The organism is Paraburkholderia acidicola (assembly GCF_002362315.1).
GTDB classification, from domain to species: Bacteria; Pseudomonadota; Gammaproteobacteria; order Burkholderiales; family Burkholderiaceae; genus Paraburkholderia; species Paraburkholderia acidicola.
Window position 1 is genome coordinate 1,777,511 of record NZ_MTZV01000006.1, and the last position, 12,351, is coordinate 1,789,861.

The following is a 12,351-nucleotide window of genomic DNA, read 5'->3' on the forward strand; positions in this document are numbered from 1 at the left end:
CTGTTCATGCGACTGTCCTCCAAAGCGGCCCGCAAGCGGGTGCGCCTTCGCCTTTGTCATCGTCACGAGGTCCCCTTATCGTGTGGGACGCTCTCTTGCCTCGTAGGCTGGCTTCTTGATTGTTATTGCAATCGTCCTGGTCGACGATTTAATGCGTTCTTTTTCGAATATTAGAACGATCGCACTGCGTCTTAAACGCGGTCAACCGTTCAGCGCGAGATTAGCATTTTTCTTTGAGAAAACAGCCTGTTTTAGGGAGTAGGTTATTTGTAATATTGCAAAATGCAAAACGTAAACAAACGCTAGTTTTTATCATCAGATGATTAATTGAGCGCGATAAGAATCCATACCTCGCTTCATTGAATTTCGCATTCATTTTTGCTGGGATTTCCAGGCATTGTGGCGAGTCCGGCTCTGGTATCTATTGTGAAGTTTTAAAGACAATGGCCTCGCTTAAGGTCGCTCTCGCCGTGCTGCCGGGTCACATCGGGATCGTATAATCGGCTAGCAAGTTCGCATCCGTCGGCATCAGCGTTGCTTCCTGCCGTACCGGTCAACACATAATCAGCGGAGAAAAGATGATCGATCACACTGGCGTGTCAGTCAGCGATTATTCGAAGAGTCTCGCGTTCTATACGGCGGCACTGGGCGCCATCGGTATCGTCAAGATCATGGAAATTCCCGCTAGCGTGACCGGTGATACCGATGTGGCGGGTTTCGGGCCGCCTGGCAAGGCGGAATTCTGGATCGGTAGGGGTACGCCTAACCAGCCGCCCATTCATATCGCGTTTCGGGTGGATAGCCGCGCGGCGGTCGACGCGTTCTATCAGGCTGCTATTGCTGCTGGCGGACGTGATAACGGGGCGCCTGGAATTCGTGCTTACTATCATCCGGACTATTACGGCGCCTACGTACTGGATCCGGATGGGCACAATATCGAGGCGGTTTGTCATCTGGCGGTTTGAGCGATCGATACGCTGAGCGGGCAGTTAAGCCCCAATCGCGCTTAAGAACAGATCGCTATGAGCGTCGGTGAATTCCATTTCACGCCGGGACCAGGCGACACGGTCGCGGATTTCCGCAGAGCTTGTCGTGGGACCTTCGAAGACATCGATTCGCTCGCTCCAGAACGCGATGTTTTGGGACTGACGTTGAAGCATTGCAGTGATGAGCCCGGGGCGATCCTGAAGAGCTAAACCATACGCGTTGGCGAGTACGCGCAACTGCGCGGCCTGTCGCTCAACAGGCCCTCGCTCTGGCTTGGAGGAGATGCACCACGTCCAGGCCATATAGCCCACATCCTCGAGAATGGCTCCAGGCGCGGCGAAATCGAAATCTATAAAGGCTACTGGTAACCCGTTCTGAAAAACGGTGTTGTTCGGCCCGGGATCGTGGTGACACACCACGGCTTGCGCACCCGCTAGATCACTCCCGCGGGTAGCGTCATGAAACGATCGGAGCATCGCTCCTGCGGCTGCGATCTGTTCATCTTCGAAGTACTGGAATTTCTGCGGCACCCATCCCGGCAAAAAGCTCAGCACGTCGCGGCCAGAGTCGTCCTGACCGAGATGGCGAGGCACGCATTGGCATCCGACGGCCTCCATGTGCAGAAGGAGACTTCGGACAAAGGGCGAAGACGAGCTGGCGGGTCTGCGGACCGTGTCTCCGACGCGGACAACGCCTACGGTGTATCGCCCTCCGCTTAGCGGGATCTCGGTCATTGGTCGTGTCAGGCAGTGATTTCGCGCGCGATAACCTCGACCAGCTCAAAATGTAACGTCACCAGTTCGAATTGGTCATGCAGGTCCAGATGCGGCATACAGCGAATATGGCATTCCCGAAACTCCTCTGCGCTGGAAAATGCTTCACCACGCCAGACCTCTTCTGGAATGTTTCCAAACTCGATCGTGTACACCCTGGTTGCCTTGATGATGCAGCGAAGCCGCTGCTTCAAATCATAGACTTCGATGATGTCACCCGGCGCATAACTGCCGTCGCCGTATTCGCCGTAGGGCTTGTAATATTCCGCGACCGTATCGGCAGTGACGGTCTTACGACCATCCATGACGGCACGCGGCAGGCTGTCGTCGTTTTCGTCAGCGCCCCAAAAAGTCAGTCTCTTTCTTCTGTTCATCTTGCATCCTTGTGTGTTGCTACTCCCTTAACTGGTCGTTTGGCAAAGTCCGCGTTACGGAATCGGCAAGACTCACTCCACCCCGTCGCATGGACGTTGAATGCCTGCCAAAGCGCGGCACGCGTTGATAATCCGGTCATGCTGCTTCGTCGGCCCGCTCGTGCGATCGAGCAGCGATCCGATCGCATGAGCATCGAGTTCTGGCTGCAATTCGAGCAGCAACGCTACCGTACCCGTCACATGCGCGACTGCGAGTGACGAACCAGAGGCGAAGTCATAATGCCCTCCCGGCGAAAGCGTCAAAATGTCCGTGCCAGGTGCATACAGAATCTGTCCAAGACGATTAGCGACAGGGTCGCCTGCCGAACGAGCACTTTCAACTGCGATCACGCCATGCACGCCCACCGGAAAGGCTTTCAGGTCCTCACCCGGAAGTACCGCCCCGACGACTATCACGCCTTTCTTGATGGAAAGCTCGACAAGTTCAGTCAGGAGCGGATCGGACGGCCCGCCAAGGCTAAGATTCATGATCTGCGCATGCGCGTCGAGCGCTGCCTGGATAGCTTTGGCGAGCGTAAACGAATTACAGACCGAAGGCCCGCCGTGAATCCCTGATTGCCAGCATGCCTTGATCGCAATCAGCCTTGCGTGCGGCGCCACCCCTTCGATGGCACTCCCCTTACCGTCGGCGTCGATAGCCCGATCAGCAGCGATCACCCCTGCAACCTCAGTCCCATGAAGATCGCGGTTGAACTGGGTCCAGTCATCATCGACAAAGTTTTGCGCGGACGCAATGCGATCCCGCAAACCAGGATGCGACGTGTCGACACCCGTGTCGATCAACGCCACCCGCACAGAATCACCCAGGGCTACCCGATGCGCAGCACCCGCGTCGATTTCGCGAAAACCTTGCTGCAGATCTGCATAGCCATCGCGACCCGTTGTCGTGCCAAGCAGATTGAAAGTTTGAAGCGGTTGAGCGAGGCGCACCCGGGAATCGGCGGAAAGTTCAGCAAGTACCTTCTCCCGCGAGGTGTCGCCGATAATTTCCAGCACAGCGCAATGCACTTTCAACGAAGGAATCGGCCACGCCGAAATTTCCTTCAACCCGTAGTCTTTTGCGAGCGCGCTTACCTGCGCGAGGGCGCTACCGCCTGCTGAATAGCCCCCGCCGCCCAGGATGTACCCAGCGGCCGTTGTGCCCGCGCGCGCCGTTAGCGTCTCGGGTGGATTGGCGACGACCAGCACGATCATTCGCTCGGGATGCGCGTCCATTTCCCGTGCGACAGTGGCAGGGTCTGGAGCATGTGGTACGACCACGCAAGAGGAAACAGCAAAGGCGATGCACAGCGCCAGCAACCGTAGCAGAGCCGTGCGCCATGACGCGAAAAGTCTGTTGTGATTTTTAACCGAGTCAGCCATGGGCGACTCACCCCCGCAACACTTCACGAACGTCATGAAAATTCGCATCATCACCTAATGGCTGTAGGTGTCAGACGCCCGATAAAAAGTTGCGATGTCGATCAGAAATGCCAGATCACGTCGGCAACCCAGCGATCGGAGACGCTACTGCCGAACTGCTTTTTCGCCTCCCCATTCGTCAAGACGTACAACAAATCGAATTGCAGCGCGCGATACTGGTAGGTCAGACCTGCATCACCATAAACATATCCCGATCCGGTCACTGAATGCAGATCGTAGTAGCCAATGCCCGCTGTCGCCATCCATCCATGCACAAGCGGTACGTGACCCACCAGGTCGTAGGAGACGGCAAATGACCGCGGGGACCAACCAAAGGCCGTATCGGGAGACACAGCAACGGATGCGAACACCAGATCATGCCATCCTGTAGTTAGCACAAGTTCGTCGTAGTTGTACCGTGCCGCTTCAGATCCCCCGAGAAACTGGTAGTGAGAAAGCATCAGCCCCACACTCCAGTCGTCGACCGTGCGCCATGCATACCCAACGTCGGTCGAGAACTCGACACCAGCCGGTGCAGCAGGAAACACCCTGACCGACGATGCCGACACACCTGCAAAGAAGCCGTTGCCCGGGTACCAGCTTGCGGCTAGCGTTGCCGAGGGTCGTCCATCACTGAGATCCATCCCTCGCGAAACCTTGTCCGTCGCCGTGCTGATCTCGAACTGCCAGTCCGCTGCCGCAGCGGGTGCATGCAGGGCCACGGCGAGGGCAAACGATGCGAGCCATCGGATCGGGCTAGCGGCAAATGACACCGCAGCTCCATTTTCTTTTCACGCAGGAGATCGGCGGCCGCGCAAGGAGCCGTCCATTTTTCGACACTGTCGTAGCAATCCTGCGCATACGGGCTATCACGATACAAGCTGCTCACTAGCCGTTGAACACCCGCGCCATGCTACCTCAGGAAGATTCTCCGAACGCTCAGGGACCGTTATCGGCTCCTCCGACCGGCTCTGCAAATCGAACGCCCGTTGCCGCTCGCAGCGCCGCGATCTGTTCGCTGACATTGCCGTGGCCATGTACTGGAGCGAGCGAATAGACGCCCAACTTGCTCGGACCACCGACGATCTGCAGGTCAAGCGACACGAGCAATGTCTGCAACTGTCCCACCGTCACATTCGAATCCACCACTAAACGAATCGTCGCTGAGCTAGCGGCGGTGTCCAGTTGAGACAACGTGCGATAGCTGGCGGACCGGTCGTCGTGCGCGTTGCGCATGCCGAACACATAAAGTCCTCCGGCCTGCAGTAACACCAGCGCCGCGAGCCCATATACCAGCGCCGTCATACGGCGAGATCCGGACGACACGGCGCTGCCTGGAACAGCACCCGGCAGTTTCTCCGTTTCGTCAAAGCGCTGCCACAAATGCTTCAGACCTTGCTCAACGTCGCAATCGATGTTCTCGTCGGGTTGCATCGCCATGATTAACTGATGCTGAAACGCCAGTTCCACCCGGCACCGCTCGCAGTCACGCAAATGCTCGTCGACAAAGCGACGCTCCCTATCGGTCGCGCGCCCGTTTGCGATCCACGGCAACATTTCCCACGACCGCAAGTGAACCAGTTCATCGTTTGCTGGAGTGTTCATTGATCGCCCCGTCCCGAACCCGCGAGCGCCGGCATCAAGTTACGTAACTTGACCCGCGCATGAAACATACGCGCTTTAATTGTGCTGACTGGACACTCCGCGATCTCAGCGATCTCTTCAAGCGAATGCCCCATGACGTATGCCAGTTCCATGACAACGCGCTGCTCGGGCGGCAGGCGGTCAAGACCTTTAGATACCCAGTCGGCCAGCTCATGCTCAACAAACGGTTCAACCGGATGATCGTAATCGGGCGGCAAGGGCTCGGTGCGCAGATTCCCCTGGCGCAGGGCGTTCAGCGTCATACGATAGGCGACGCCCATCAGCCACGTCGATACGCGCGATTGTCCGCGGAACTCGCCGGCCTTTTGCCAGACGATCATAAAGGTGTCGTTGATGACCTCCTCGATCACATCGTCGCGCCTCGTAAAGCGGCCGAGAAAGCGGACGAGACGTCTATGGTAACCACGATAGAGCTCCGCAAGTGCGAGCCGGTCCCCCGCTGCAACGCGTCGCAACAACGTTGCGTCATTGGCGTCAGTGCTGCGCGATTCGAAGGAAGCGTTGGCCGGCGCAAACGGTTCGGGTGACATATAGCACTTACTTGACACGAACAAGTGCGCTCGAATCTACATGCTGGAAGGGCTTGTTGTATACGTACAAACTGGTCTGCTGCGAATATTTCAAAGCACTTCCAGAAAGATCATAGGTGATCGTAAAACCGGTGGTCTTGTCATTTCTCGACATGTACTGTGTCTCCGCAATACCCTGCGGCGAAGACTTAAGTGTCATCTTGTCTCCCGCCTTTCCTTCGGCTACCACGCATACGGCACGCGGAATACAGAATGTGTCGTAGACCATCTGGTTCTTCTTGTCGTAGATCAGGTATCCGCGCTGATCGTGGAATTTCTTGTTGTCAGATCGTCTAAACACTTCCTGCTTGTAGTACATCGCAGCCAGATACTGGTCGCTCGCGTTCGTGGCGTCGGCGGCCGGCTCGAACGTCAACACCTCGTAGTAAGGTGATACCGCTGGCGCACCCTTGCCTGCCTGAGAATGCTCCTGACCCGGTGCGACGTCGACACCGCTGCTATCCGCACTCTTCCATGTACCGGCCAGCTTCCCCAACGGACCGAGGTCCATACCACTGACGGGCGCGTCTTTAGCGTAAGCAATCGCGGAAATGAAAATCGCGAGACAGGCGAAGTATCGTTTCATGGGTATTCCTCGTTGTGAAATTTTTACGTCAACTTTCCAGCGATAAAAGCTCGAATGGGCGGCACACACTTACTGCGCATCGATACGGCCATAAACCCCATCTGCTCCGCCGTTCGGCCCTGCCGTGAAGAACAACGTATTCAATGGCTGGTTGTCCACGCCGTTGCCGAATGCGATGCCCCACAAACCTTGCTGCACGAACGCGCCGCCGCCCTTCTGCTGCAGGCCGACGATGAACTTGCCAGTTGCCGGATCGAAGGCATTCAAGGTGCCGTCGCCGAAGTTACCGATCAGGATGTCATTGCTCAGCGCTCCAAAGTTCGCCGGCGCCTGCGTAACACCCCAAGGAGCGTTCAATGAACCCGCCGAGGCAAATCGCTGCAACAGGTTGCCCGCGGTATCGAATACGTCGACAAAGCCTAGACCGGGACCATTAACGTTGTCGTTCCTGGTGGCGTTCTGCTGCGCGTAGGTGACAAAAAGCTTTGAGCCTATCGTCTGGATTCCGAACGGCGCGAATCCCGCGGGTAGCGTCGGGTCCTTGAACGCACCTGACATCGCGAGCTTCGTGAAGTTTTTGTCGAAGACGTCGATCTTGTTGTTGTGGAAGTCGGTCGCGTAGAGAAAGTTCGCGCCGCCATTGTTCGCGAGGGCTAGCCCCTTATATACGGCACCACCGCTACCGTCGTCGTAAACAGTTATAGCAGTATTGAGGAGCACGGCGGGCGACCAGGCGGCGATCGTACCGCCCTCTCCTGCGAAGATGAACACGCCTGCTCCTGAATTCCCGCCCTGCGTCACTGAGAAGTCCGAGGTGCCGTTGAACACTATGCCAGTTGGATTGGCAGATCCGCTGCTGCCGGGCGGGATACTTACGATGAGCGATTGCGGGACTCCATTGCCGTCGTACAGCGTGGAGACTGAAGTCGCGTTGTCCGCAACCCAGACATCTCCCTTCGGGTTGAACGCTATACCCCAAGCATTCTTCAGGTTCGGATCGGTATGCGCTGCGGCAACCGCGCCGTCGGAAACAAGCGTCGTCGCCACGAACGATTGTGCTGGGGTTGAAGGCGAATCCGATCCGCCACAAGCGGCGAGTATCGATAGGGCTACTCCGCTTCCAGCAACCTTCAACATCGTCGACACAGATTTCATGTTTGCATCCCTTGATTGCACTGTCGTGAGTAACGACAGCCGCAAAGAAAGTTGCAGACAAGATAAAAACTTGTGCGAATTCAGGCGCTGGTGCAGAACGCATTTCTGTAGGTGCGCGTTTGATTCGTGGCGCATAGAGATCGCTTCCGCAATCTCTCGCGCGCTATCGATGCTCAGCGAATGATGCGTTGTCGCTGGCGGGCACGCTGCGCACATGCCCTTCCCAGACCATCATGACCGCGATGTCGAGCGAGCGACCACGCTAACTCAATCCCAATCGCGTCGCCGTGTCGTGCCTTCGCAGATAGCTATGCAAGCCGCCTCATCGCCTCCCGCATAAACCCAAGCAACGCCTCATCGGCCCACGACCCTTTCGTCAACTCAGGCTCATCCTGCAGCGCCTGACGAAACTTCGCATGCGTCGCCGGATCATCGCCCGCGTAGCTGCGAAACAGATCCATCCACCGCAGCGCCAGCTCACGCGCCTGCAGCGAATCTGGCGTGGCGCCTGCGTCGATTGCATCACGTACATCAGCCATCAACTGCGGCCATTCCATCGCACGCTTACCGTAGTTCGCACGCAGAAAGGAAAACTCCTCAGGCGACAGATAGCGCTCATAGACCGCCATCTTCGACTCGCCAAAAGCGCGCACCACGTAATCGCGCAACGCGGGAGAGATGCCGATGCTCGCCTGCATCGCGGGTTCGTTGTCGTGCATGTAGTTCAGCTTTGCGAGCATGCGCGGATCGTTGTTGGTGTCGTGCGCGAGTAGCGTCATCCAGCGGTCCGCGAGTGCGCGTGGACGTTCATCGGCAGGCGGCACGCCCGCATCCATCAGCGCACGCACCTGCCCGACAAGTTCCGTCCATTCGGGGGATTGCGTCTGCGTCTTGCGATACATCGGCAAACGGTCCAGTTCTTCTTGAGAAAAGTAGCGGTCGAACATCGTCATCAACTCCAGCGTATTGAGCCAGTCGGCCAGCTCGGGCTCCTTGCCGTCCATCAACGTACGGTGCAGTTCCTGAAGACGACTGCGCAAGCGCGCCGCCTCATCGATCTGCGTGTCGAGCATCGCAATCTGACGCGCGACGAGGTCAGCAAGAGGTGTATCGGGCTGGGCTAGATAAGCGCCGATGTCGGCCAGCGAGAGACCAAAGCCGCGCAACGCCTGGATCCGATGGAGCCGGGCAATGTCGTCGCGGTTGTACAGCCGGTAGCCGTTATCGGCGCGCGCCGAAGGGACAAGCAGGCCAATGGCGTCGTAGTGATGCAGCGTGCGGACGGTCAGTCCGCTCTTCTTCGCCAGTTCCCCTACTTTCAACAGCATGAAAGCCTCCGTTCAGTGCGCACGATGAAGGCTAGAACCTTACGTTACGTGAGGGTCAAGCGGATTGGGCACCTCACTTCCTTACCCCCTTACTCGCTTATTCGATCCGCTCGACAAACTGTGGGCGATCGAATGGCGGTTCGTAGGGCTCAGGCCAGAATTCCACCATGCGGACAATTTTGCCGTGCTCGACCGTAAAGAACGAGACTGCGCGGGCATGCTGGACGCCATCGGTGACGAGCACGTCCGACACAGCCTCCTGCTCATTTCCGACGATCCGGTTGATCGTGAAAATCCACGTACCCTGCGCCGGGTATTGCGCATTGAACTGAACAAAATTGGCGGCGCCGCGAATGCGCTCTTTCGATTGTGGGTACTCGAGGACAAAGTCGTCAGCCAGAACCGCTGCGACGCTGTGAAAGTTGTTCGTAGCCATGAGACGCCAGAACGCTTGAACCACATGAACGGCGGTGTCGGAAGCAGTAGTCATGGTGTGGGTCGCAAAGGAGGATTATGAGGGGCGTCGCTAACGCGGCCCCGTGCAACAATATCAACTTTTTGAGCGGACATCTTCTGCGGCTATGATCGAATCTCATCGCATCACGCTGGAAATCAAACGACTCTCGCCCGCGGAATGGGTACAGGCCTACCCCGTTATCGCGCAGCTCCGTTCTCTCGATGAAGCAAAATTCCTAGAACGGGTTCGCCGGCAATCGTATTCGGGCTACGAGCTTGTTGCAGCTTTCAAGGACGCAAAGATTGTCGGCGTGATGGGTATGAGGCCCGTCCACACATTGGCGCGTGGTGCACACCTGCACATCGACGACCTCGTAGTCGATGCGAAAGTACGCGGGAGCGGTGCCGGCCGATCGTTGATGGAATATGCCGAAGCCGATGCCCGTGCCCGCGGCATGGCTGCGATTTTTCTCGATGCGCGACCGGAAGCCATTCCGTTCTATGAACGCGAGCGTTATGCGCTACACCTCGCGCCGTCCATGAAGAAGGCTCTGGTGTGATCGCCATCCAATCGTTTGCCGGACAGACATGCGCGGTGGAACGATTGACCGCGTATCGAGAAGCGCATTTTCGGGTACGCTAGAGCGACTGACGAATCGTACCGGTCGGGCGATAATGCAAACCGCACGACAGCGATTGAACACCTTGCTACGTTTTCGCCGCACCACGCGGTGTAATCAAACGGAAGTACCGTGCAAAGCAGTGTTGGGCATGGAGCTTGCGTGCTGTTGAGCGCCCATGAAGTCCGGTATCGCGCCGGGCCGACGGCGACAAATCTGTATCAGTCACATGGAGGAACGCAACGATGCAATGGACAACTCCTAGCTACACCGATATTCGTCTTGGCTTCGAAATCACGATGTATATCGCAACGCGTTAAGCCTGTATGGGCCGCAGCCGTATGCGGCCCTTCTGCGGAACGTGTAACCGCAGCGCTTGCATGGCGGAAACACACTAGTGCATCGATTCACCGATCACGACAAGCCGCTCGCAAGGATGTCTCCATGACGAAGCACAGCCCGCGGCAAACAACACCCCAACTTGAACTTCACACGCTGCATACAAGCGACGGCCATCGCGTCTCGTTCGCGGTAGCAGGCGCTGCCGACGGCGTGCCGATCGCCGTTCTGCACGGCGGCCCGGGCAGCGGCAGTCAGCCTGGTGCTTTGCGGCTCTTCGATCTGACACGCTTCAGAGTGGTGTTGATCGATCAGCGCGGCACCGGCGCCTCGACCCCACACGGCAGCATCCGTCACAACCGCACTGACCATCTGATCGACGATCTCGAAGCGATTCGCAAGCGGCTCGGCTTCGAACGCTGGGGCGTGCTCGGTGGATCGTGGGGGGCCGCTCTTGCACTTGCGTATGCGGGACGACATCCGCAAGCGGTCCTGGGCGTCGTGTTGCGTGGACTATTCCTGACTTCTGCACGTGAAGTGCGGGGGCTCTTTGTCAGATCGCGGCGCCGCGCGCCGCGCGCGTCGTCCCGGCTGTGCGTTGCGGCGCGCTGCGAGCACCCCACCGCTTTGATCTCCCGCTGCGGCGCGACGCTTCAAGACGGCACTCACCCGGCACGGCAACGTGCGGTCGCGCTTGCGTGGCGTAACTACGAAGAAGCCGTGCTGAGTGGTCGCGATGCGCGTCAGACACATCGAGCGGCAGCGGAATCACCGCGCGAAACGCGCAGGCTGATCGGCAAATACCGCATCCAGGCACACTACCTCGCGCATCGCTGCTGGCTCGGCGAAACCCGTCTGCTTGAGCTTGCGCGCTGCGCCGCCAGGGCCGGTGTACCACTTGCGGCGGTACACGGTACGCGCGATCCGGTTTGTCCACCAGGTAATCTGCGGCGCCTTGCACACGCAGTTCCCACGGCGCAGATTGAATATGTGCCTGGCGCAGGTCATCTGGCGAGCGACCCGGTGCTCCACGAACGCGTTGCGCGCGCGCTCGAAACGATGTTCACCCCACCCGCTCACGAGGGGCGCATCGTGCGCCGCGCAGCATGAAGATCAAGGTACTCGGTTCATCGGCGGGCGGCGGTTTTCCGCAATGGAACTGCAACTGCCGCAATTGCGACGGCGTGCGGCGCGGCACGCTAAAGGCAACTCGCCGCACCCAATCGTCGATCGCGATCAGCACGAACGGCGATGACTGGTTGCTCGTCAATGCATCGCCCGATCTGCTCGCGCAGATCGCCGCGCATCCGGAATTGCAACCGGCTCGTCGAGCACGCGACAGCGGCATTGCCGCCGTGCTCGTCATGGACGCACAGATCGACCATGTCACCGGCCTGCTGATGCTGCGCGAGCGCGACACGCCGCTGCCGCTCTATGCCACCGACGCCGTATGGCAAGACCTGTCCAGCGGCTTCCCGGTCGGCCCAATCCTGTCGCACTACTGTGGCGTCGAGCATCGCCGCATCGCGCTCGATGGCGCGCCGCTCGCAGTCGCCGCGCTGCCTGGCGTGCAGATCGACGCATTGCCGCTGTCGAGCAAAGCACCGCCGTATTCGCCGCACCGCCACGCGCCCGAGCGCGGCGACAACATCGGTCTTGCGATCACAAACCTGGCGTCCGGCAAGCGCGTGTTCTATGCGCCAGGCCTCGGCGCAATCGAGCCACATGTGCTCGCGACAATGCGCGAAGCAGACTTGCTGCTAGTCGACGGCACGCTATGGACCGGCGACGAAATGATCCGCCTCGGTCTGTCGAAGAAGAGCGCCGCCGACATGGGTCATCTACCGCAGTCGGGCCCGGGCGGCATGATCGAGGTGCTCGACTCGCTTGGTGCTGATCGCGCGCGCAAGGTGCTGATCCATATCAACAACACAAACCCGATCCTCGTCGAGGATGGTCCCGAACGGCGCGTACTGGCCGAACACGGGATCGAAGTCGCCTATGACGGGATGACCTTCGAACTATGAACGGAGACGGC

Annotated in this window: 15 protein-coding genes; 5 read left to right on the top strand and 10 right to left on the bottom strand. The window is 58.5% G+C overall.

Annotated elements, in window-relative coordinates:
- Window positions 1–578 precede the first annotated feature (578 nt).
- The gene (locus tag BWP39_RS26545) at window positions 579–965 is read left to right on the top strand and encodes a VOC family protein (protein WP_096725216.1); all 387 of its coding nucleotides are present in this window, start codon (window positions 579–581) and stop codon (window positions 963–965) included.
- 24 nt (window positions 966–989) lie between these two features.
- Here BWP39_RS26545 and BWP39_RS26550 read toward each other — a convergent pair whose 3' ends face one another.
- From BWP39_RS26550 to BWP39_RS26595, 10 genes are all read right to left on the bottom strand, one after another.
- Window positions 990–1,580: an aminoglycoside phosphotransferase family protein gene (locus BWP39_RS26550; protein ID WP_207557120.1), complete on the bottom strand. Its 591-nt coding sequence runs from the start codon at window positions 1,578–1,580 to the stop codon at window positions 990–992.
- 149 nt (window positions 1,581–1,729) lie between these two features.
- Entirely contained in the window at window positions 1,730–2,134 is a 405-nt protein-coding gene (locus BWP39_RS26555) for an ASCH domain-containing protein (RefSeq protein ID WP_207557121.1), read from the bottom strand.
- Window positions 2,135–2,206: 72 nt separating this feature from the next.
- Window positions 2,207–3,556, bottom strand: coding sequence for a S8 family peptidase (locus BWP39_RS26560; protein WP_157915188.1), 1,350 nt, complete (start codon window positions 3,554–3,556; stop codon window positions 2,207–2,209).
- 101 nt (window positions 3,557–3,657) lie between these two features.
- Window positions 3,658–4,368: a TorF family putative porin gene (locus BWP39_RS26565; RefSeq protein WP_096725220.1), complete on the bottom strand. Its 711-nt coding sequence runs from the start codon at window positions 4,366–4,368 to the stop codon at window positions 3,658–3,660.
- A 166-nt stretch (window positions 4,369–4,534) separates the two neighbouring features.
- Window positions 4,535–5,152: a zf-HC2 domain-containing protein gene (locus BWP39_RS26570; protein ID WP_096725221.1), complete on the bottom strand. Its 618-nt coding sequence runs from the start codon at window positions 5,150–5,152 to the stop codon at window positions 4,535–4,537.
- 44 nt (window positions 5,153–5,196) lie between these two features.
- Window positions 5,197–5,790: an RNA polymerase sigma factor gene (locus BWP39_RS26575; protein WP_096725222.1), complete on the bottom strand. Its 594-nt coding sequence runs from the start codon at window positions 5,788–5,790 to the stop codon at window positions 5,197–5,199.
- 7 nt (window positions 5,791–5,797) lie between these two features.
- Window positions 5,798–6,415, bottom strand: coding sequence for a heme-binding beta-barrel domain-containing protein (locus BWP39_RS26580; RefSeq protein ID WP_096725223.1), 618 nt, complete (start codon window positions 6,413–6,415; stop codon window positions 5,798–5,800).
- Window positions 6,416–6,484: 69 nt separating this feature from the next.
- Window positions 6,485–7,570 carry a TIGR03118 family protein gene (locus tag BWP39_RS26585; RefSeq protein ID WP_096725224.1) on the bottom strand — a complete coding sequence of 362 codons (1,086 nt, stop codon included), beginning with the start codon at window positions 7,568–7,570 and terminating at the stop codon, window positions 6,485–6,487.
- Window positions 7,571–7,878: 308 nt separating this feature from the next.
- On the bottom strand, window positions 7,879–8,898 hold the full coding sequence (locus BWP39_RS26590) for a MerR family transcriptional regulator (RefSeq protein WP_096725225.1): 1,020 nt from the start codon (window positions 8,896–8,898) through the stop codon (window positions 7,879–7,881).
- A 97-nt stretch (window positions 8,899–8,995) separates the two neighbouring features.
- On the bottom strand, window positions 8,996–9,388 hold the full coding sequence (locus tag BWP39_RS26595; RefSeq protein WP_096725226.1) for a nuclear transport factor 2 family protein: 393 nt from the start codon (window positions 9,386–9,388) through the stop codon (window positions 8,996–8,998).
- A 49-nt stretch (window positions 9,389–9,437) separates the two neighbouring features.
- Here BWP39_RS26595 and BWP39_RS26600 point away from each other — a divergent pair, with 49 nt between their 5' ends.
- The 4 genes from BWP39_RS26600 (at window position 9,438) to pqqB (ending at window position 12,340) form a co-directional block, all read left to right on the top strand.
- On the top strand, window positions 9,438–9,914 hold the full coding sequence (locus BWP39_RS26600) for a GNAT family N-acetyltransferase (protein WP_207557123.1): 477 nt from the start codon (window positions 9,438–9,440) through the stop codon (window positions 9,912–9,914).
- A 305-nt stretch (window positions 9,915–10,219) separates the two neighbouring features.
- Window positions 10,220–10,294 carry a pyrroloquinoline quinone precursor peptide PqqA gene (gene pqqA / locus BWP39_RS26605; protein ID WP_091012800.1) on the top strand — a complete coding sequence of 25 codons (75 nt, stop codon included), beginning with the start codon at window positions 10,220–10,222 and terminating at the stop codon, window positions 10,292–10,294.
- A gap of 124 nt (window positions 10,295–10,418) precedes the next feature.
- Window positions 10,419–11,423, top strand: a complete 1,005-nt coding sequence (locus tag BWP39_RS26610) for an alpha/beta fold hydrolase (RefSeq protein ID WP_096725227.1) — start codon at window positions 10,419–10,421, stop codon at window positions 11,421–11,423.
- Window positions 11,420–12,340, top strand: coding sequence for a pyrroloquinoline quinone biosynthesis protein PqqB (pqqB, locus tag BWP39_RS26615; RefSeq protein WP_096725228.1), 921 nt, complete (start codon window positions 11,420–11,422; stop codon window positions 12,338–12,340). Before BWP39_RS26610 ends, pqqB begins: the two co-directional genes overlap by 4 nt.
- Window positions 12,341–12,351 lie beyond the last annotated feature (11 nt).